We start from the raw sequence: 20,502 nt of genomic DNA, 5'->3' as shown, positions 1-20,502 counted from the left end.
CTGTTTTTGCGGCAAGCGAACGTTACAACGGCTTGACTGCCATCCAGATGGTAACAAGGTATCCGACGGTTGCCGCGGTTGCGGTGAGCGCCACGCCCCAAACCATGTCGACGACGCTGACCGTGGCTGACCAGTTCTTCAGCGTGGCGAGGTTTGTCATGTCATATGTCCCGTAGGCCACGAGCCCCAGCAGCGCGCCATTGACCAGAGCCGTCGTCCAGCTCGCGCCATTGACCGCCGGCATCACCGCGAAGTGTACGATTCCGGCGACATATACGAGATAGAAGAGGCCGGCGACGCTGAAATTGGGCTGCTCGAGAAGGAGGCTGCCGATCCGGTTGCGGTAGAAGCTGGTGGAAATGGTCGACAGCCACACGAAGTCGATGCCGAAGAAGACGACGGCTGTGGCGGCATAGGCGGTAACGTAGCTTGCGATCATCGGTGCTCTCGGCGCTCTAAAGGGCGAGGGCGCCCGTTCATATACCCAGGAATGGCTGGACCGCCCGGACTGCCCAACTGCGGAATTTCAGCGGCGCGTCCGTCACCGCAAGACAGATGCAGTCGGTCTCCGGCGTGGCGACGGGCTGGTGCGTCAGGCTGGCGTCTGCGTCCTCGAGGTCGCCGCGCGCGAAGATCTCGTCACCGTCGACGAAGCTGCCGCGGAGCACCAGGGTCAATTCGCGTCCGCCATGACTGTGCTCCGGTACCGGCTTGCCGGCAGGAATGCGCAGCAGCCGCACCTTGGTCTCTCGGTCCGCGGTCCTGATCGGTATGTGGTAGGCGCCGCGGCCGAGCGGCCGCCATGCGAGCGTCTCGATGTCGCCGCCGACATAGGAGCGCAGCGGTTCAGGCAAGCCGCCGACCTGGGCGGCAGGCGATCCTTCGTGCTTCGCTGATGCTGCGGCCTTCATGGGCTGCTGCAGACGGCTGCGCACGCTGGCCCAGGCGTCATCGACGGACCCCTCGGCCGGCAGGGCTTCGAGCAGGTCGCCGCCGATGCTTTCCGCCAGGGCCAGGCGGCGCCGGCAGGCGGGGCAGAGGGCAAGGTGCGTGGCAACCGCAATGCTCCAGCCTTCGGCAAGGCTGCCGGCAGCATAGCTCAACAACAGGTCGTCGCTGACATGGTGACGGATGGTCACGATACGTCTCCCGAGCGGGCGAGCGCGGCCCGCAGCTTGTCGAAGGCGAGGCGCATGCGCGATTTGACCGTCCCGAGCGGGAGGTTGAGGCGCGCCGCGATCGCACTGTGCGACTGGTCTTCGAAAAATGATAATTTCAGCAGTGCCGCCTGCTCCGCAGGCAACGCCGCGATGGCTTCGTGCAGTTGCTCGGACGCCTCGCGGGCATCCAGCTCCGCATCGGCCGGTGCCATGTCGTCGGGCACGAACGCAGGGTCGTCGGGGTCGAAATCGGGACGCCTCTCACGCCGAAACGCGTCGATGCGGAGGTTTCGCGCGATGGTGAAGATCCAGGTCGAGGCCGCACCTTTCGACGGATCGAACCGATCGGCCTTGTTCCACACCGCGATCATCGTTTCCTGCATCAGTTCCTCGGCCAGTTGGCTGTCGCCGCCCATCCGCGCCATGTACGCCTTCACGCGGGGTGCAAAGTGGCGAAAAAGGGTCTCATAGGCGTCAATGTCCCGCCGTGCACCCACCGCGCGAAGAAGTTCGCGCATGTCAGCGCCCTTGCCGGCATCAGTCTGGCGGCCCATACCCACTGTTCCCACTTCGCTACGCTGCGGCGCGGAGCGCCAATGACCCACTATATATTGATTCTTCCACGCCGGCGCGCTCAAGGGGACGATTGTGTTCATGCTGCAGATACGCCGCCGGTCAAATGCCGGATCACCGGTACACCAAATTTTCGTCTCCACCGATCCGCTACACCTCGGGCTGCGTATTAAGCGCTAAGGCCGTTACAGGATCGGAAAGGCATAAAGTGCGAATTCATTCCAACAGGGAGTTGCCGGACCATGTTCGCCGCGTGGCGGTGGTCGGGTCGGGGATCTCGGGTCTTTCGGCGGCGTGGCTGCTCAGCCGCAAGGTCAGCGTCACGCTCTACGAAATCGATGAGCGCCTCGGCGGGCACTCCAATACGATCATGGTGCCGACCAAGGACGGCGTGCTCCCCGTAGATACCGGCTTTATCGTCTACAACGAGCGTAACTATCCGAATCTGGTAGCCCTGTTCCAGGAAATCGGCGTCCCGACGGCTGCCTCCGACATGTCCTTCGCCGCCTCGCTCGAGGGCGGCAAGCTCGAATATTCCGGCTCGGGCTTCAACGGGCTGATCGGTCAGCGGGGCAATGTCCTGCGGCCGCGTTTCTGGCGGATGATGCGGGACATATTGCGCTTCTACCGCGAGGCCCCGTCCCTGCTCACTCGCCCGGACCTCCACGGGGTCAGCCTCGGCGAGTATCTCGACCGCAACGATTATGCGCCGGCCTTCATCGATGACCATCTTTTGCCGATGGGGGCGGCGATCTGGTCGACCACGGCGCGGGAGATGCGCGCCTATCCGCTGCTTGCCTTCATCAGGTTCTTTGCCAGCCACGGCCTGCTCAGCCTCGCCGACCGACCGAAGTGGCGGACCGTGCTTGGCGGCAGCCACGAATATGTCCACCGCCTGAGCGCAAGCTTCATCGAGGGCGTCCGGGTCGGTGTCGGGGTCCGCAGCATCTCGCGGGAAAACGGCCGCGTGGTTGTCACCGACTCGACGGGAAATGTGGACACGTTCACCGATATTGTCGTCGCCACCCACGCCGACCAGGCGCTTGGACTGTTGGCCGATGCCGATCATGAGGAGCGCAGCCTGCTCGGTGCCTTCCGCTACACCGACAATCTGGCCGTGTTACATTCCGACGAGAACCTGATGCCCAGGCGGCGGCGTGTCTGGTCGAGCTGGAACTATATCGGCGAAAGCAGGGACGCAGGCTTGCAGCCGCTGTGCGTGACCTACTGGATGAACCGGTTGCAGAACCTCGACAGCCGCCATCCGCTGTTCGTCACGCTCAATCCGACCCGAGCGATCGCGGAGGAAAAGATCATCGGACGCTACCGCTACACCCATCCGCTGTTCGACCAGCGCGCGCTCGACGCCCAGCAGCAGCTGTGGCGACTGCAAGGCAGGCGCAACACCTGGTTCTGTGGCGCCTATTTCGGGTTCGGCTTCCATGAGGACGGCTTGCAGTCTGGACTTGCCGCCGCCGAGAGCCTCGCCGACGTGCGCCGGCCCTGGCGAGTGCGCGACGAATCCGGCCGGATCGCACTCCAGCCACGACTGGAGGCGGCCGAATGACCGGCCAGTCGGCGCTGTTTCTCGGCGAGGTCATGCACATGCGCCTTCGGCCGCGCCGTCACAGGCTGCGCTACCGCGTCTTTTCGCTGCTGCTCGATTTCGACGAATTGAACGTGCTGAGTGCGACGTCGCGGCTGTTCGGCTACAACCGCCGGGCCATGCTCAGCTTCTGGGACGCCGACCACGGCGACGGCAGCCCTGACGGCTTGCGCGACTGGGTCGAAGCACGCCTGCGGGAAGTCGGCAGGCTGGAGCAGGGCATGAGCATCCGCGTGCTCTGCTACCCGCGCATCCTTGGCTATGTCTTCAATCCGCTGACGGTCTATTTTTGCTATGCCCCGGGCGGTGCTCTGAGGGCAATCCTCTACGAGGTCTGCAATACTTTCGGCGAACGCCACACCTATGTCATCCCGGTCGAGGATGGCGCCACGGGGCCAGTGCGGCAGGGCTGCGCGAAGGAACTCTATGTCTCGCCCTTCCTACCTATGGCATGCTTCTACCATTTTCACATCGAGCCGCCGGACGACAGGGTGCTGTTGCGCATCGATGAGTCGGATGCAGAGGGCCGGCTTCTCGTCGCCTCGTTTTCCGGCCGGCGCGAAGCGTTGTCGGACCGCGCGCTCCTGCGGGCGCTGTTCCGCTACCCGCTGATGACGCTGAAGGTGACGGCGGGCATTCACTGGGAGGCGCTGCGCATCTGGTGGAAGGGAATTCCCGTCCACCGTCATCGCGCCGCAGCCAGCAGGGTTGCCACGACCATCGTGGCGGGGAAGATTTCAGGACCATACCATTCATGAGCAATGTTGAAGGAAAGTCGGTCGCCACGAGGAGCCTTCGCCGGCCGCTGTGGGCACGTCCTCTCTGCGGCTGGGCTGATCGGATCGCCGCGGGAAAGCTCGTCATCCGTTTCCCCGATGGCAGCACGCACTATGCGCAGGGGGTGCTGCCCGGTCCGTCAGCCGTCATCCACGTGCAGTCGGGCAAGCTGGTGTGGAAGCTGGCAAGCGGCGGCAGCCTGGGCTTTGCCCGTGCCTATATCGACGGCGACTGGGACAGCCCCGATCTCGGTGCTGTGCTGCAACTGGGCCTTGCCAACGAGGCGGCGCTCGCCGCCGTCCTCAAAGCCCCGGCCGCGGCCAGGCTTGTCGCGTTCCTCAGGCATCGGCTTCGCGCCAACACGCGCGCCGGCAGCCGGCGCAACATCGCCTTCCACTACGATCTCGGCAACGACTTCTATCGGCTCTGGCTCGATGAGACGATGACCTATTCGTCGGCGCTGTTCCACCGGGACGACCTGACCCTGGCCGAGGCGCAGCGGGCCAAGTATGCCCGGATCGTCGAGGTCCTGGGGCTTGGCCCGGACGATCATGTGCTGGAGATCGGCTGCGGCTGGGGCGGCTTTGCCGAGTATGCAGCGGCGGAGGCGGGCTGCCGTGTCACCGGCCTGACCCTGTCGCGAGAGCAGGCCGAGTTCGCGCGGGACCGACTTGCCGCCGCCGGTCTCTCGGACCGGGTAGAGATCAGACTTCAGGATTATCGCGACTGTAAAGGCCGGTTCGACAAGATCGTGTCGATCGAGATGTTCGAGGCTGTGGGCGAGGAAAACTGGCCGACCTATTTCGATGCGCTGCGGGGGCTGCTGAAGCCGGGCGGGCGCGCCATGATCCAGTCCATCACCATCGCCGAAAAGCGCTTCGACCACTATCGTCGCAACGCTGATTTCATTCAGACATACATCTTCCCGGGCGGCATGCTGCCTTCGCACACGGCCTTTGCCTCCGCGGCCGCCGAGCGCGGGCTGAGCGTGCTGGACAGCAAGTTCTTCGGCGCGGATTACGACAGGACGCTGCTTGCCTGGGACCGGGCGTTCGTCGCGGCCTGGCATCGCATCGAGACACTTGGCTTCGACGCGCGCTTCAAGCGCATGTGGCGTTATTACCTGCACTATTGCGCGACCGGTTTTCGCAACGGCACGATCGATGTCTGTCAGTTCCTGCTCGCACCTGACGGCTAGGATCTGCGATCAGCCGCGAACAAGGCGGCGCGTCACCGCCAGGCGCAGTCTTGCGGGCAGCGCCGCCAGGAATTTCATCGACAGCACCATCTTCCAGGGAAAGGCGATCTCGAACCGCCGCGTCTTCAGCCCGGCCATGATGTGATCGACGGCCGCGTCGACGGAGATCAGGAACGGCATGGGAAAATCGTTCTGCCGCGTCAACGGCGTGTCGACGAAACCTGGATTGATGAGGCTGAGGCGCACGTTGCGGGCGGCGAGTTCGGGTTGAAGCGCCTCGCACATATTGATGAGCGCCGCCTTGGACGCACCATAGGCGGCGGCGCCGGGCAGGCCGACATAGCCCGCGACCGAGGAGACGACGGCGATGTGTCCCGAACCACGCGCCATCATGCCCGGCATCAGCGCGGCCAGGCAGTGGACGGCGCCCATCAGGTTGACCTCGACGGTGGCGCGAAAGGCGGCGGCGTCGAAATGCATGGCAGAGTCGCGCGCATAGGTGCCCGCATTCAGCACCGCAAGATCGACAGGCCCGAGATCCTGCTCGATGCTGGCGACGGTCTCTCGCACCGCCTCCGCATCCGTCACGTCGAGCGGGAATGCACGGATGCGCCCGAGGGAGTCCGCGGCAAGCGCAACGAGGTCTCCCGCCGTCCGCGCGCTCGCGGCGACGTTCCAACCCTCGCTGGCGAGCCGGATCGCCAGAGCGCGGCCGATGCCGGAACTTGCGCCCGTGACCCACGCAACCGGTCCGCCGGCGCCGGCGCGCCTATCGACGTTCATGTTCTCGTGCATTCTGTCCCCCGCAAGAGCTGCCTTCACTCCTGTTACGTGGGAAGCCGGCGATTGGTTCAATGCGGCAGCGCGACCTGCTGCCGGTTTTCGGACACGGCGTCAAGCGGAGCCTCATCCGCCGGCTTGCCAGGTCTTCACCGCTTCGAGCGGCCAGACCAGCATCAGGATGTTCAAGGCCAGGCCGTCGCGGATCAGATATGCCGTCAGTGCCTCGAAGAAGACGATGATCGCGACACTCGCCCACACCGGCAGGCGCGCGGCGAGGAAGAAGCCGAGCACCATCGCGGCGATGTCAGCGCTCGAATTAATGACGCTGTCGCCATAATAATCGAGCGAGATCGTCGCCTCGCGGTAGCGGTTGATGATGAGGTCGGTGTTTTCCAGGATCTCCCAGGCGCACTCGACGACCAGGGCCAGCGCCAGGCGGGTGACGATGCTCGCCTTCGGAAACAGCCAGGTGAACAGCGCATAGAACAGGATGCCGTGGATGACGTGGCTCGGCGTGTACCAGTCGGACAGATGCTGCGAGTTCTCCGACGAGACGACCACACCATGCCAGAGCTTCACGTAGCCGCACTTGCAGATCCAGATCCGCCCCATCAGGTGCAGGATTACAGCTGTAACGGCGATGGCGGCAGCGGCAACGCCAAGCGACTTCGGGAGCGTTCGGTTCAAGCGAGGATGTCCTTGATTGGATGGGGGCGGGAGCGGGGAGGCGACGCGTCGCGACGAAGATGCCATACTGGCGCGCGAAAACACAAGATCGGGGAGAAAGCATGAAACTCGCCACACTCAAGGATAGTACCCGCGACGGCAAGCTGGTGGTCGTGTCGAGGGACCTGACGCGCTGCTCGGAGGTGGGGCATATCGCCCGCACGCTGCAGGCGGCGCTTGACGATTGGGCCCATGCCGCTCCCCGCCTTGCCCGGGTTGCGGAAGGTATCGAGACCGGCTCGCAGCCGACCATGCGCTTCCACGAGCACGAGGCGGCCTCGCCGCTGCCGCGCGCCTACCAGTGGGCGGACGGATCCGCCTACGTCAATCACGTCGAGCTGGTGCGCAAGGCCCGCAACGCCGAGATGCCGGCGAGCTTCTGGACCGATCCGCTGATGTATCAGGGTGGGTCCGACAGTTTCCTCGGGCCACGCGATCCGATCGTCATGGCCGACGAGGCCTACGGCATCGACATGGAGGGTGAGGTTGCCGTCGTCGTCGACGACGTGCCGATGGGCGCAAGTGTCGAGGAGGCGCGGAACGCGATCAAACTCGTCATGCTCGTCAACGACGTATCGCTGCGCGGCCTGATCCCGGCCGAGCTCGCCAAGGGTTTTGGCTTCTTCCAGTCGAAACCCTCGTCCGCCTTCTCGCCGGTCGCGGTGACCCCCGAAGAGCTCGGCGAGGCCTGGGACGGCGGCAGGCTGCATCTGCCGCTGCTTGTCTCGCTGAACGGCAAGCCCTTCGGCCGCGCCAATGCCGGTATCGACATGACTTTCGACTTCGGTCAGCTCATCGCGCACGCAGCCAAGACCCGACCGCTCGTCGCCGGCTCGATCATCGGCTCCGGCACGGTCTCCAACAAGCTTGATGGCGGCCCCGGCAAGCCGGTTGAGGATGGCGGCGCCGGCTATTCCTGCATCGCCGAAATCCGTACCATCGAGACGATCGAGAGCGGTGCGCCGAAGACGCCCTTCCTGAAATTCGGCGACACGGTGCGCATCGAGATGAAGGACAAGACCGGTCACTCGATCTTTGGCGCGATCGAGCAGACGGTGAAACACCACGGAAAGACGTGAGGTTCCGTCCCGCCGGCCTGACCAGGCGCTCGACACCGCTCCACGAAGGGAAACGCCCATGGGTGAGGCCATCCTCTATGATTACTGGCGGTCCTCGGCCAGCTATCGCGTGCGCATTGCCCTGAACATGCTCGGCCTGAAATACCGCTCCGTGCCGGTGAACCTGCTGGAGGGGGCGCACAAGACGCCAGAGCACCTCGATCGCAATCCGCAGGGTCTGGTTCCGGCGCTTGAAATCGACGGGCTGATGATGACGCAATCATTGTCCATCATCGAGTATCTTGCCGAGACGCGCGGTGCGGCCGGCCTTCTTCCCGCCGACCCCGCGGGCCGCCAGCGGGTCCGCGCGTTGTCCTATGCCGTGGCCATGGACATCCACCCGATCTGCAATCTCGGTGTCGTCTGCCACGTGCTCGAACTCACCGGCGGCGGTGAAGCAGGGCGGGAAGCCTGGATGAAAAAGTTCATTGGCGAGGGGCTTGCAGCGGTGGAGAAGATGCTGGACGATCCGCAGACTGGCCGTTGCTGCCACGGCGACGCGCCGACCATGGCCGACATCTGTCTTGTGCCGCAGGTATACAACGCCAGGCGCTGGCGCGTTGATATTTCTGGCCTGGACCGAGTCCGCAGCATCGCTGATGGCTGTTTGCGGCTCCCGGCGTTCATGGCGGCGCATCCGGACATGGTGAAGCCTGCGGAGTAGGGCGATGCGCGTATCGGGAGTGCCGAATGCTGCCGCCAAATCGTTGGGAGCGCCGAATAGACCGGCGCCCCGGGCCGTAATGAACAGGGGGCAGAGTGCACCAGATCCTGCCTGGTGCGTCGCCAGGTGCGACACTCCCGTCCCCTCGCTCGTGTATTTCGCATGTTAGCTATCTTGCGCAAGAAGTGATTTGCTCAGCCGGCGGCGCGACCGATTGCCCTTCGGCACAAAATACCGGATACACGACCAATGAGCGAACCGACCCATCTCCCAATACCGCCCGTTGCCGACGACCGGCTGCTGCCGCGCAACACCCGGCGGTCTCTGCCGATCGCGCTGCTGCGTGCACGCGAGGCGGTGATGAGCCATTTCCGGCCGATGCTGGCCAAACTCGACGTGACGGAACAGCAATGGCGGGTGATCCGCGTTCTGGCCGAAGCCGGAACGCTCGACGCTTCGGATGTCGCAGAAAAAGCATTCATCCTGGCGCCAAGCCTGACCCGCATGATCAAGTCGCTCGAGGAGCGAGGCTACATCACGAAGCACAAGGACAAGGGGGATGGGCGCCGAGTCCTCCTGCAGATCGCACCGGCGGGGCTCACGCTGATTAACACCGTCGCGCCGGACAGCCGAGCGATCTATGACGATATCGAAGCCCGCTATGGCCGCGAGCGGGTCGAACATCTGATCGATCTGCTCAACGAACTGGCGATGCTGAACGACGACGAGAACCCTCAGGACATGCACAAATAGATCGCAAAGCCAAGGACACCGGCTTTGTCGACGGTCGGCAATCCTCGCTGCCGACCGCTTGCCTCCCTCCGGGGAGGATCAACCTTGGTGCTGTCAGGCCAGGTTGCCCATGCAGAGATACTTCATCTCCAGATAGTCGTCGACGCCGTGCGTGGAGCCTTCGCGGCCAAGGCCGGACTGCTTGATACCGCCGAAGGGCGCGGCCTCCGACGAGATCAGGCCAGTGTTGATCCCGACCATGCCGTATTCCAGCGCTTCGGCGACCTTCCAGACCTTCTTCAGGTCGCTAGCGAAGAAGTAGGCAGCCAATCCGAACTCGGTGTCGTTCGCCTGCGCGATCACGTCGTCGACGGTATCGAAGCGGAAGAGCGGCGCAACGGGTCCGAACGTTTCCTCGCGCGCAATCTTCATCGTGCGGTCGACGCCGGTCAGGATGGTCGGCTGGAAGAACGTGCCTTCGTCGGCAAAGCGCTTGCCACCGGCAGCAACCTTGGCGCCCTTGGCGACGGCGTCGGCGATGTGCGTCTCGACTTTCATGATCGCCGCTTCCTCGATCAACGGACCGATCGTGACGCCCTTGTCAAAGCCGTTGCCGACCGAAAGCTCTCTCACCTTGGCGGCGAGCTTCTCGGCAAAGGCGTCATAGACATTGGACTGCACATAGATGCGGTTGGCGCAGACGCAAGTCTGGCCGGCGTTGCGGTACTTGGAGACGAGGGCGCCCTCGACGGCCGCATCGATATCGGCGTCGTCGAAGACGATGAACGGCGCGTTGCCGCCGAGTTCGAGGCTGACCTTCTTGATCTGGTCGGCGCACTGGCGCATCAGGATGCGGCCGACCTCGGTGGAGCCGGTGAAGGAGATCTTGCGGACCTTGGGATTGAAGCAGAGCTCCTTGCCGATCGCGGGACCATCGGTGCCGACGACGACGTTGAAGACGCCGGCCGGGATGCCGGCCTTCTCCGCGAGCACGGCGAGCGCGATCGCCGACAGCGGCGTCTGCTCGGCCGGCTTGGAGACGACCGTACAGCCGACGGCGAGCGCCGGCGCCACCTTGCGGGCGATCATCGCGGAGGGGAAGTTCCACGGCGTGATCGTGCCGACGACGCCGACCGGCTGCTTGATGACGAGCATGCGCTTGTCGGCAGACGGCGCGGGGATCGTCTCGCCGTTGATGCGCTTGGCCTCTTCCGCGTACCATTCGACATAGGAGGCGGCGTACAGGATCTCACCCCTGGCGTCGGCCAGCGGCTTGCCCATTTCTGCGGTCAGGATCGCAGCGAGTTCGTCCGCATTGGCAATCATCAGATCATGCCACTTACGCAGCAGCGCGCTGCGCTCCTTGGCCGGACGCGCCGCCCAGGAGCCTTGCGCCTTGTAGGCGGCGTCAATGGCGGCGGCGGTTTCGGCCGCGCCCATTTCCGGCAGCGTCGCCAGCTTTTCTCCGGTCGCCGGATTGAGCACGTCGAAGCTCGCGGCGCCGTTGCCACCGGTCCAGTTGCCGTCGATATAGCCGGTGTCGCGCAGGAAGTCGGTCGACTTCAGGTGCTTGGTCAGTGCGTCGTAGAAGGCCATTTGGTCATTCCTTGGACATGAAAGACGGGCCGCCCGGACAGGTGCCCGGGCGTTGTCGATGCTTCGTAGGTTTGATCGGTTACGCTTCGCCCTCTCAGGCGGAGCGTGCTTCCAGGATCGAAGCCTCGAGGATGTCGAGCGCTTCGGCGAAGATGTTGTCCTGAACCGTCAGCGGAGCGAGGAAACGGATGACGTTGCCGTGCACGCCGCAGGTGAGCAGGATCAGCCCCTTTTCCAGCGCCTTCAGCCGCACCTTGTTGGCGAAGTCCGCGCTCGGCAGCTTGGTCGTTGCGTCGTTGAATTCGACGGCGTTCATGAAGCCGGGGCCGCGCACGTCGACGATTTCCGGAGCCTTCTCGCGCAGCGATTCCAGGCGCTGCTTGAGGCGGTTGCCAAGGCTGGTGGCGCGGTTGCAGAGATCCTCGTCCTTGATGACGTCGAGGACGGCGTGGGCGGCGGCGATGCCGAGCGGGTTGCCGGCATAGGTGCCGCCGAGGCCGCCGGGGCCGGGGGCGTCCATGATCTCGGCGCGGCCGGTCACGGCTGCGATCGGGAAGCCGCCGCCAAGGCCCTTGGCCATCGTCGTCAGGTCGGCCACGACGCCGTGGTGCTCCATGGCAAACAGCTTGCCCGTGCGGGCGAAGCCGGTCTGGACCTCATCGGCGATGAGCAGGATGCCGTGCTGGTCGCAGATCTCGCGGAGCTGCTTCAGAAAGGCGGTCGTGGCCGGATAGAAGCCGCCTTCGCCCTGCACCGGCTCGATGATGATCGCGGCGACGCGGTTCGGGTCGACGTCGGCGGCAAACAGCTTCTTCAGCGCGCCAAGCGACTGTTCGGCCGTCTGGCCGTGCAGCTCGACCGGGAAGGGGACGTGGAACACGTCGCCCGGCATCGCGCCGAAACCGACCTTGTAGGGGACGACCTTGCCGGTCAGGGCCATGCCCATGAAGGTGCGACCGTGGAAGCCGCCGCCAAAAGCGATCACGGCCTGGCGGCCGGTCGCGGCGCGGGCGATCTTCACGGCGTTCTCGACGGCCTCGGCGCCGGTGGTGACGAAGATCGTCTTCTTGGCGAAGTTGCCGGGAACGATCTGGTTCAGCCGTTCGGCGAGCTCGACATAGTTCTCGTAGGGAACGACCTGGTGGCAGGTGTGGGTGAAGCGGTCGAGCTGCTTCTTCACCGCCTCGATGACGCGCGGATGGCGATGGCCGGTGTTGACGACGGCGATGCCGGCGGCAAAGTCGATATAGCGGTTGCCTTCCTTGTCCCAGATCTCCGAGTTCTCGGCGCGATCGGCGTAGATTTGCGTGGTCATGCCAACCCCGCGGGAGATGGCGGCGTTCTTGCGGTCGGTGAGGGATGTGGCGGTCATGATGCGGGGTCCTAACTCTGGAGAATTTGTCATATCTTGCATTTTTTCTGCAAGATCTGATGGAATTCCTACATTTTTTCTGCAAGAATGCAACGGCTATTTTGCGCGGGATCGTGAGCCTCGCCTGGGCACGTCACGCCGCAGCTCACGAGCTGCTATAGAACAATACGATAACACAAGAATCAGGGTTTATTGGCATGAACAGCGCGGAAACGGTGCACTACAAGGTGGCGGAAGCCGCCCGCCTCGCCGGCGTCTCCGCGTCCACGCTCAGGTTGTGGGAAAGCCAGGGGCTCGTCGTTCCCGGACGATCGGACACCGGCCACCGGCAGTACAGCGCCGACGACGTCGCCCGGCTGAAGCGGATCGCCTGGTTCCGCGCCGAGCGCGGGTTGAACCCGGCCGCGATCCGCGAGGCGCTGGAGGCCGAGGACGGCCAGTCCGAAGCGCACCACGGACCGGCGACCGAGGGCGACGCGCCGCCGGGTGTCGGCCGAAAGTTCCGGACGCTGCGGCACGCCGCCGGCAAGACGCTTGAGCAGGTGGCGGGCGACATCGGCATCGCCACCTCGGTGCTTTCCACCTTCGAGCGCACCTCGCAGGGCGTGACCTTCCGCGTCATGCACGACCTCGCCGCCTACTACGGCACGACCGTCTCCAAGCTGTCCGGCGAGGATGAGGCGGAGCGGCGCAGCGTCGTGCGGGCAGGGGAGTGGAAGTTCTGGCCGGAAACCTCGCCCGGCGTCGTCGTCCAGGTGCTGGCTGATGGCCGCAACATGATGGACTGCCATCGTTTCGTGCTGTCGCCCGGCGCCTGCAGCGACGGCGCCTACCGCCACGAGGGCGAGGAATTCATCCACGTGCTGTCCGGCCATGTCGAGATCGTGCTCGACGGCGACGAGTTCCACGATCTCGGCCCCGGCGATTCCCTCTATTTCGACAGTCGCCGCCGCCATTCCTGGCGCAATCGCCACGACGGCGAAACCGTGCTCATCTGGATCAACACCCCGCCGACGTTCTGAGAAGCGTTGTCAGGGATCTCCGGTGCCGGCGCGGCGAGAAGTCGCTGTCGACCCGCGATCCCGGTCCGGCAACAGAAGCCTCATTCGAGCACCATCCGGACACGCTGACGACTGGTGGCACCCGGCCGCGCCGATTTAGCTGCCATCTAAAATGATTGGACATGCAAATCATTTTAGTGTACACACGTTCATGCACAAAGAACAACAACAGCACCGTTTTCGGTTCGGTCTCCAATTCTCCCTTCTCGCCCGCCAATGGCGGCGGGCGATCGAAAAGCGGCTCGAGGAAGCCGGGCTGACGGACGCCACGTGGAAGCCGTTGGTCCACCTTGCCGCCGCCGGCGACGGCATCACCCAGAAAGATCTGGCATCCCTGGTTGGCGTCGATGGCTCGACGCTTGTGCGCCTGCTCGACATTCTCTGCGAAAAGGGGATGATCGAGAGGCGGACAGACAAGACCGACCGCCGTGCCAAACAACTCTTCCTCACCGGTGCGGGGCGCGCCGCGGTGGCGGACATCCGCGCACAACTGGATGGTGCGGAGGCCGAACTGTTGAAAGAGATCGGCGATGAGGAAATCGCGACCGTTCTGGATGTGCTGGCACGGATTGCCGCCCGCCTGGAAAAACTTGAGCAGGAGCGCGGGGAATGAGCGCGATTGCTGCAAACTGGGGGTTTGTCCCCGAGCGCTTTTCCTTCGCCCTGAGGACGGCGACCGGCGCCTGCCTGGCTCTGCTCATCGCCTGGCTGATCGGCCTGGAGCATCCGCAATGGTCTGCCATGACCGTGTTCGCGGCCGCCCAGCCCGTCCGCAACATGCTGGTGGAAAAGAGCCTGTTCCGCGCGATCGGAACGGTTGTGGGCACGCTCGTTGGCATGGTGCTGATCCTGGCCGCCGGGGGTAATCCGGCATTGTTGGTCGTCGGGCTGGCCGCGTGGATCAGCGTCTGCGCCGGCTTCGGCAATGTGCTGCGCGGGTTCGTCGGGTATGGCACGATCCTCGCCGGATACTCCGCAGCGATGGTGGCACTTCTGGAAACGGCCCATCCCGGCCATCTCCTGTCCCTCGGCGTTGATCGGGCGCTGACGGTTCTGACAGGTGTCGTCGTCGGCCTCGTCATCGGGCTGATCCTGACCCCTGCGGCGTCCGAAACCGACATTGCCGGCCGCGCCCGGCGGTTGGCCGCGCGCATGCTCGCCGAAATGGCGACCTTCGCCCGCGGCGGCCCACCCATCTCCGAACGAGAGCAGCAGGAGCTGCTTGCCGAAATGGCGGCGATCGACGACCGGCTCGATCCGCACAGCGCTGGCTCGCTTGCTTCCCGCCGCTCGGCCCGCAACCTTCGGGCAGTCGTCGCAGCCCAGGTCTCCTCGCTCTTGTGGCTGAAGACCGAGCGCTTCGTGCCCGTTGCTCCCGGTGTTGCAGACGCGCTCAGCCGCTCGGCGCGAGCGCTGGAAGATCCGGGTTCGGCGGCGCAGACGATCGCCTCACTGCACGAGGCCATCCGGCTTGCGCAGCAAAACCCGCCGCTCCGGGACGTTCTGCAGCGGCAGGCGGCGGCCTTGCGCGACCGGATCGGGCGAGAAGATCGGTCCGAGGCCAGGGTCGACGCCAGGCTGGAAGACCGCAGTCAGATGCGACACCCGGTGGTGCTTCATCGCGACTGGATCGGCGCGCGGCACGCAGCGCTCCGCGCCGGGTTCGTCATGCTTCTGGTCGGCCTCCTCTGGGTCGTGACGGGCTGGCAGGCCGGGCCTTATGTGCTGCTCGGCACCTCGGTGATGATCTCGCTGTTCTCCACATTCGAGAACCCGGCCTTCATGATGCGCCACGTGCTGGCCGGCCAGTTTTTCGGCGCGATCGCGGCCCTCGTCTGCCGCTGGGTGGTCTGGCCGCTCGGGACATCGGCGCTCGATCTTGTTTTCCTGCTCATGCCATTCATCCTGAGCGGCGTTCTGCCGCTGTCGCACCGCCGCACCATGCTCGGCGGAACGGACTATGTGCTGATCCTGCTCCTCCTGTCGCAACCCGCCTACCCACTGTCGGGCAGTTTCGACGCCTCGCTTTCGACAGCGGCTGCCGTCGTCGCAGCGCCCGCGATCGCACTCCTCGCCTATGGATTGATCTTTCCGACCGATGCGCTACGTCGCCTCGACACGCTGATCGCGATGATGGTCCGCGAGCTCCAGCAGATCGCAGCGGCGCCCGATGCCGCAGAACACCGGCTGGTCTGGCGCGCCCGTCTGTATCATCGCCTGTTGCGGCTCGTGCGGCTTGCCCAGGCATCCGGCGAAAGCCGGATTTCGCCCGCCGACGGAGGGCTGGCGGTCTACGCATTGGGCGCCGCAACCCTTTCCATGCACGAGCGGATGCAGGATCCGGCCCTGCCGGTCGGATCAAGACGCGCGCTGCGCCTCGCCCTCGGCCGGATGGAGCATATCACAGCCCGGCCCCGCGCCGTGCCGGCAGCCCTGTTGCGCGCCGCCGACCGGCTCGATGCAGAGGGAGTCGGTGCGGGGGAGCTCTTGCGCTCCGCCGGCCGCGCCATGACGCAGAATCTCGCTTTCTTCGAGCGGGCGGGCAACCTCGCCTCGCGGCGCACGTCACGGGCCTGATACGACCCGCTCCGATTGCTTCAGCACGTCATCCGCTAGCCGCGCGCGCCGGCTGACGGCAAGAGCAACCGCATCGCGTTCAGCGTCACGAGCACGGTGGCGCCGGTATCGGCGAAGACGGCGATCCACAGGCCGGTCACGCCGAAGATGGTGGTGACGAGGAAAACGGCCTTCAGCCCGATCGCGATCGCGACGTTCTGGCGAATGTTCGCCATGGTCGCCCGGCCAAGCGCGATGGCACGCGCGACGTCCAGCACGCGGTTGCCCATCAGCGCAACGCCGCCGGTCTCGCGCGCAAGGCCGGTGCCGGAACCCATCGCCATGCCGACGCTGGCCGCGGCAAGCGCCGCCGCATCGTTGATGCCGTCGCCGACCATCACCGTGCCGCGCTGTTGCGAAATCGCCCGCAGAGCCTCGACCTTTTCGGCCGGCAGCAGGCCGCCGCGCGCGTCATCGATGTCAAGCGAGCGACCGATCGCCGAAGCCGTGACGGGGTTATCCCCCGAAAGCATCACGGTTTCGACGTCGAGCGCCTTCAACGCGGCAATGCCTTCGCGCGCGTCGTCGCGCGGCTCGTCACGCAACGCGATGGCGCCGATGCCGATCCTATCCGCGACGACGACCGCGATCGTGTTGCCCGCCTGCTCGAAGGCCACGATCCGCGCGGCGAGTGCCGGTCCGATCTCCCCCTCCTCGGCGGCAAAGCGCGGCGCACCGATGAAGATCGTCCGCCCCTGCGCCGATCCGGTCACGCCGCGGCCGGCGAGCGCGGTCACGCCGGATGCGCTGGTCGGCGCGAGATTGCGCTTCTTCGCCTCGGCGACGATCGCTTCGGCGAGCGGATGGCTCGAACCCGCCTCGATCGCCGCGGCGAGCGAAAGCAGTCCGTCCTCCGAGCTCTCGGTCGCATGCACGCCGGTTACCGCGGGCCGGCCCCTGGTCAGCGTGCCGGTCTTGTCGAAGGCAACGATGTCGGCCTTTGCCAGCGTCTCCAGGATCACGCCGCCCTTGACGAGGATCCCGGCGCGCGCCGAGGCCGACAGCGCGGACGCAATCGCCGCCGGCACGGAGATGACCAGCGCGCAGGGGCAGCCGATCAGAAGCAGCGCCAGGCCGCGGTAGATCCAGGTCTCCCAGTTGCCATCGAAGAGGAGCGGCGGGACAATCGCGACGAGCAGGCCGAGTGCTGCGACCAGCGGCGTGTAGACCCGCGAAAAGCCGTCGATGAAGCGCTCGGCCGGGGCCTTGGCGTCCTGTGCCTCCTCGACGAGTGCGACGATCCGGGCGATCGTGTTGTCGGCCGCCGTCTTTTCGGCGCTGATTTTCAGCGCCGCATCGATCGCCACGGAACCTGCAAAGACCTTTTCGCCAGGCCCGCGCGAGACCGGGACGCTTTCCCCGGTGATCGCCGCCTCGTCGAGATGGGCACGCCCCTCGATGACCGTGCCATCGGCAGCGACGTGGTCGCCGGGGCGGGCGAGCACGATATGCCCCGGCCGGATCTCGCTGGCGGGAATCTCGCGTATGATCCCGTTTTCCTCGACGAAGGCGCGGTCGGGCACCAGCGAGGCGAGCGCCTCAATGCCGGCGCGGGCGCGGCCGGCCGCGTACCCCTCCAGCACCTCGCCGGTCGCAAACAGGAAGATGACCACCGTCGCCTCCGCCGGTTCGCCGATGATGACGGCGCCGATGACCGCGACCGTCATCAGCATTTCGATGGTGAAGGGGGCACCGGTGATAGCGGCAGCCACGGCCCGGCGCGCAATGGGCAGCGCCAGCAGCATCGCTGCGGCGATGAACATGAAGTGGCCGACGAATGGCGAGAACTGGCCGACCGCAAAAGCAGTAGCGGTGACGCCGCCGCCAATGATCGCATGCAGCCCCTTGGCCGTCCGCCACCAGGCGATGCGGGCCGGCCGCGGGGCAGGGGTGTCATCTTCAATGATATCGGCACCATAGCCGAGGCTCTGCACCCGCTCGCGCACGGCGGAGAGCGGTGTCCTGCTTTCGTCGACGGCAACGAACATCATTTCGCGCGGGATTGAAACACGCACATCCGAGACGCCCGGCATGCCGCCGACGGCGATGTGGATCGTGCTTGCGCAACTGGCACAGTCCATTCCGGACACGCGGAAGCGGCGATAGCCATCGCCGGGGTCAGCAACCATCCCATCCGCGAGGGCACCGTGCCCGATATCACAGGCGGTGCCATCGGCATGCGGGTGATCGTGCTTGGCGCCGCCCGTTGGCGAATGCCCATCGTGTCGGCCCGCCTCTTGGTCGTGACGACAACTGCAGCCGTGATCATGGTCTGCATCGCGGCGAAGGTGATCGTCCATTGCAAATCTCCTCGATTTGCACCACCTATAAAACCTGTAGTCACTACAGCTTCAAGCGGAAAAACAGCGATGGAACGCACTTTTTCGATCGGCAAGCTCGCCGAGGCCAGCGGCTCGAAGGTCGAGACGATCCGCTACTACGAAACGATCGGACTCCTGCCGGAACCGGAGCGAAACGCCGGCAACCAGCGCCGCTACACCGCGCGCCACTATGACAGACTGGTCTTCGTCCTGCACGCCCGCGATCTCGGCCTATCGATCGAGGCAATCCGGCAGCTCATCGACCTGTCGAAGCATCCCGACCTGCCCTGCGCTGAGGCCGACGAGATTGCCCGGCGTCAGCTCCTGGACGTGCGCCAGAGGATCGCGCGGCTGAAGCTGCTGGAAGCCGAGCTCGAGCGCACGCTTTCGAGCTGCAGCCACGGCACGATCGCCGAATGCAAGGTGATCGAGGCGCTGGCCCAGTGCGGCGCCTGCGAGCGCCACCACCGCCCAACGCGCTAAATTTTCGGTGCGCCTACCTCCAGGTTGCGATATAGTCACCTTTCCTACCCCGGCGCAGTACGTTCAGGTGGCTGTCAGCATAAGGTGTTGATTTGCAGCCGAGCTGAACTGGGGGCGGTCTCGATGCCTCTCGCCTTGCCTGTCAGCCTGGGAGAAATGCAGATGGCCGAAACAGCATCACCCCTGCCGTTGCGGATCGAACGCAAGGACCAGGTCTTCTCCCGCGAGGACCTGCCGGTCGGCGATTTCGCCTTCAACGCCACCGTCGCCGACGTCTTTGACGACATGGTCAGCCGCTCTGTTCCCTACTACGAAGAGATGCAGCGGATGGTCTGCGAATTGGCGGCCGACTTCGCCCAGCCCCAAACGAATCTCGTCGACATTGGCTGCTCGACCGCGACGACGCTTTTGGCGCTCGACGCAGCCATCCACCCGGACGTCCATTTCATCGGTATCGACAACGCACCGGACATGCTGGAAAAGGCCGCGCAGAAAATCCGGGCTGCCAAGACGAACCGGCCGATCGAACTCAAGGTGGCCGATCTGAACCATGGCTTCCAGATGGATAACGCCAGCGTCGCGACCATGCTGCTGACGCTGCAGTTCGTCCGGCCGCTCTATCGCGAGCGGGTGATGAAGGCGATCCATAACGGCCTCAACGACCAGGGCTGCCTTCTGCTCATCGAGAAGCTGACGAGCGAGGATACCACGTTCAACCGGCTGTTCATCGAGCATTACTACGACTTCAAGCGACGCAACGGCTACTCCGACATCGAGATCTCCAAGAAGCGCGAGGCGCTGGAGAACGTGCTGATCCCCTACCGGCTGGACGAGAACGTCCAACTCCTGAAGGAGGCCGGATTCCGCACCGTCGAGGTCTTCTTCCGTTGGTACAACTTCTGCGGCATCGTCGCGGTGAAGTAGGACAGGTACATCATGACTGCAGCCATGATCGGCATCGGCAACTTCTTCTTCAAATACCGCAACCAGCTCTTCCCCGCCATGATCGTCGCGCTGTTCCTGCTGGCGCCGCCCCCGGCGCATGGGAGTTCGGCGGCCGAGCCGGTCATGGCGATCGCCGCGATCCTGCTGGTCGTGGCGGGGCTGGGCTTACGGGCGACCGTGATCGGCTACGCCTATATCCAGCGCGGCGGGTTGAACAAGCGGGTCTATGCCAAGGACCTTGTCACCGAGGGCATGTTCGGCGTCTGCCGCAATCCGCTCTACGTCGGCAACATGCTGATCTATTCCGGCGTGTTCCTGTTCAGCGGCAATCCGCTGGCGGTCGTGCTCGGGATCGGTCTTTTTGCCTTCATTTATCAATGTATCGTACTGGCCGAGGAGGAGTTCCTCGAGAATAAATTCGGAGATGCCTACCGGGCGTACTGCCGCGACGTGCCGCGCTGGGCGCTGCGGCTGGGACGTTTCCACAGCGCCACGGAAGGCATGTCCTTCAACGTCCGGCGCGTGATTGCCAAGGACTACTCGACGTTGTCGGCAACCCTGATCACTCTGCTCGTCATCGAGTTCTACCGCGCCGCCCTCAATGAAGGCCTGACGCGGAGCCTGCCTTATGTCGCCGTGCTGGCCGGACTGCTGGCCCTGATCGGACTTACGACCGGTGCGATCAGCCGTCTGAAGAAGCGCGGCGTCTTCAGCGAGCCGAAACCAATTCACTGACGCGCGACGCAAAACGGGGTGCAGTGCGGTAGCAAG

Annotated in this window: 20 protein-coding genes; 12 read left to right on the top strand and 8 right to left on the bottom strand. The window is 64.9% G+C overall.

Going from position 1 to position 20,502, the window contains the following annotated elements; all coding sequences use genetic code 11:
* Window positions 1-22 precede the first annotated feature (22 nt).
* From JNC62_RS03495 to JNC62_RS03485, 3 genes are read right to left on the bottom strand one after another with little or no spacing between them, the layout of a single operon-like run.
* Window positions 23-439 (bottom strand): DUF2177 family protein, encoded by a 417-nt coding sequence (locus JNC62_RS03495; protein ID WP_374835992.1) that lies wholly within the window; start codon window positions 437-439, stop codon window positions 23-25.
* Window positions 440-476: 37 nt separating this feature from the next.
* Window positions 477-1,139, bottom strand: a complete 663-nt coding sequence (locus JNC62_RS03490) for a ChrR family anti-sigma-E factor (protein WP_374835990.1) — start codon at window positions 1,137-1,139, stop codon at window positions 477-479.
* On the bottom strand, window positions 1,136-1,714 hold the full coding sequence (locus JNC62_RS03485; RefSeq protein ID WP_377174713.1) for a sigma-70 family RNA polymerase sigma factor: 579 nt from the start codon (window positions 1,712-1,714) through the stop codon (window positions 1,136-1,138). The genes JNC62_RS03490 and JNC62_RS03485 overlap by 4 nt, the downstream gene beginning before the upstream one ends.
* A gap of 227 nt (window positions 1,715-1,941) precedes the next feature.
* Here JNC62_RS03485 and JNC62_RS03480 point away from each other — a divergent pair, with 227 nt between their 5' ends.
* From JNC62_RS03480 to JNC62_RS03470, 3 genes are read left to right on the top strand one after another with little or no spacing between them, the layout of a single operon-like run.
* Entirely contained in the window at window positions 1,942-3,300 is a 1,359-nt protein-coding gene (locus JNC62_RS03480) for an NAD(P)/FAD-dependent oxidoreductase (RefSeq protein ID WP_374835986.1), read from the top strand.
* Complete coding sequence (locus tag JNC62_RS03475; RefSeq protein WP_374835984.1) at window positions 3,297-4,097, top strand: DUF1365 domain-containing protein; 801 nt, start codon at window positions 3,297-3,299, stop codon at window positions 4,095-4,097. The genes JNC62_RS03480 and JNC62_RS03475 overlap by 4 nt, the downstream gene beginning before the upstream one ends.
* Window positions 4,094-5,314, top strand: a complete 1,221-nt coding sequence (locus tag JNC62_RS03470) for a class I SAM-dependent methyltransferase (protein WP_374835982.1) — start codon at window positions 4,094-4,096, stop codon at window positions 5,312-5,314. The genes JNC62_RS03475 and JNC62_RS03470 overlap by 4 nt, the downstream gene beginning before the upstream one ends.
* Before the next feature lie 9 nt (window positions 5,315-5,323).
* Here JNC62_RS03470 and JNC62_RS03465 read toward each other — a convergent pair whose 3' ends face one another.
* Together JNC62_RS03465 and JNC62_RS03460 are read right to left on the bottom strand one after the other, a co-directional pair.
* Window positions 5,324-6,109 carry an SDR family NAD(P)-dependent oxidoreductase gene (locus tag JNC62_RS03465; protein ID WP_374835980.1) on the bottom strand — a complete coding sequence of 262 codons (786 nt, stop codon included), beginning with the start codon at window positions 6,107-6,109 and terminating at the stop codon, window positions 5,324-5,326.
* A 111-nt stretch (window positions 6,110-6,220) separates the two neighbouring features.
* Window positions 6,221-6,784, bottom strand: a complete 564-nt coding sequence (locus JNC62_RS03460; RefSeq protein ID WP_374835978.1) for a DUF2585 domain-containing protein — start codon at window positions 6,782-6,784, stop codon at window positions 6,221-6,223.
* A 101-nt stretch (window positions 6,785-6,885) separates the two neighbouring features.
* On the opposite strand from JNC62_RS03460, the gene JNC62_RS03455 reads away from it, so the two are divergent.
* The 3 genes from JNC62_RS03455 (at window position 6,886) to hpaR (ending at window position 9,358) form a co-directional block, all read left to right on the top strand.
* Complete coding sequence (locus tag JNC62_RS03455) at window positions 6,886-7,902, top strand: fumarylacetoacetate hydrolase family protein (RefSeq protein WP_374835976.1); 1,017 nt, start codon at window positions 6,886-6,888, stop codon at window positions 7,900-7,902.
* Between the two features lie 58 nt (window positions 7,903-7,960).
* Window positions 7,961-8,605: a maleylacetoacetate isomerase gene (gene maiA / locus JNC62_RS03450; protein ID WP_374835974.1), complete on the top strand. Its 645-nt coding sequence runs from the start codon at window positions 7,961-7,963 to the stop codon at window positions 8,603-8,605.
* A 249-nt stretch (window positions 8,606-8,854) separates the two neighbouring features.
* Window positions 8,855-9,358: a homoprotocatechuate degradation operon regulator HpaR gene (gene hpaR, locus JNC62_RS03445; protein ID WP_374835972.1), complete on the top strand. Its 504-nt coding sequence runs from the start codon at window positions 8,855-8,857 to the stop codon at window positions 9,356-9,358.
* Window positions 9,359-9,451: 93 nt separating this feature from the next.
* Here the strand turns inward: hpaR and JNC62_RS03440 are convergent, their stop codons facing one another.
* Both JNC62_RS03440 and JNC62_RS03435 read right to left on the bottom strand, forming a co-directional pair.
* The gene (locus JNC62_RS03440; protein WP_374835971.1) at window positions 9,452-10,933 is read right to left on the bottom strand and encodes an NAD-dependent succinate-semialdehyde dehydrogenase; all 1,482 of its coding nucleotides are present in this window, start codon (window positions 10,931-10,933) and stop codon (window positions 9,452-9,454) included.
* Window positions 10,934-11,027: 94 nt separating this feature from the next.
* On the bottom strand, window positions 11,028-12,305 hold the full coding sequence (locus JNC62_RS03435) for a 4-aminobutyrate--2-oxoglutarate transaminase (RefSeq protein WP_374835970.1): 1,278 nt from the start codon (window positions 12,303-12,305) through the stop codon (window positions 11,028-11,030).
* A gap of 197 nt (window positions 12,306-12,502) precedes the next feature.
* On the opposite strand from JNC62_RS03435, the gene JNC62_RS03430 reads away from it, so the two are divergent.
* From JNC62_RS03430 to JNC62_RS03420, 3 genes are all read left to right on the top strand, one after another.
* Window positions 12,503-13,327: a MerR family transcriptional regulator gene (locus JNC62_RS03430; protein ID WP_374835968.1), complete on the top strand. Its 825-nt coding sequence runs from the start codon at window positions 12,503-12,505 to the stop codon at window positions 13,325-13,327.
* A 190-nt stretch (window positions 13,328-13,517) separates the two neighbouring features.
* Window positions 13,518-13,979 (top strand): MarR family winged helix-turn-helix transcriptional regulator, encoded by a 462-nt coding sequence (locus tag JNC62_RS03425; RefSeq protein ID WP_374835967.1) that lies wholly within the window; start codon window positions 13,518-13,520, stop codon window positions 13,977-13,979.
* Complete coding sequence (locus JNC62_RS03420; RefSeq protein WP_374835965.1) at window positions 13,976-15,943, top strand: FUSC family protein; 1,968 nt, start codon at window positions 13,976-13,978, stop codon at window positions 15,941-15,943. The genes JNC62_RS03425 and JNC62_RS03420 overlap by 4 nt, the downstream gene beginning before the upstream one ends.
* 35 nt (window positions 15,944-15,978) lie before the next feature.
* Here the strand turns inward: JNC62_RS03420 and JNC62_RS03415 are convergent, their stop codons facing one another.
* Window positions 15,979-18,282 carry a heavy metal translocating P-type ATPase gene (locus JNC62_RS03415; protein WP_374835963.1) on the bottom strand — a complete coding sequence of 768 codons (2,304 nt, stop codon included), beginning with the start codon at window positions 18,280-18,282 and terminating at the stop codon, window positions 15,979-15,981.
* Window positions 18,283-18,351: 69 nt separating this feature from the next.
* On the opposite strand from JNC62_RS03415, the gene JNC62_RS03410 reads away from it, so the two are divergent.
* The 3 genes from JNC62_RS03410 to JNC62_RS03400 all read left to right on the top strand — a co-directional run bounded on the left by JNC62_RS03410 (window position 18,352) and on the right by JNC62_RS03400 (window position 20,466).
* Window positions 18,352-18,786, top strand: coding sequence for a MerR family transcriptional regulator (locus tag JNC62_RS03410; protein ID WP_374835962.1), 435 nt, complete (start codon window positions 18,352-18,354; stop codon window positions 18,784-18,786).
* A gap of 162 nt (window positions 18,787-18,948) precedes the next feature.
* Complete coding sequence (cmoA, locus tag JNC62_RS03405) at window positions 18,949-19,710, top strand: carboxy-S-adenosyl-L-methionine synthase CmoA (protein ID WP_374835960.1); 762 nt, start codon at window positions 18,949-18,951, stop codon at window positions 19,708-19,710.
* Window positions 19,711-19,722: 12 nt separating this feature from the next.
* Window positions 19,723-20,466 carry a methyltransferase family protein gene (locus JNC62_RS03400; RefSeq protein ID WP_374835958.1) on the top strand — a complete coding sequence of 248 codons (744 nt, stop codon included), beginning with the start codon at window positions 19,723-19,725 and terminating at the stop codon, window positions 20,464-20,466.
* Window positions 20,467-20,502: the final 36 nt, after the last annotated feature.

It is taken from the genome of Mycoplana ramosa (assembly GCF_041930185.1).
Classification (GTDB): Bacteria; Pseudomonadota; Alphaproteobacteria; order Rhizobiales; family Rhizobiaceae; genus Mycoplana; species Mycoplana ramosa.
Note: the sequence above shows the minus strand (reverse complement) of the source record. Positions and strands in the feature narration are given on the sequence as shown.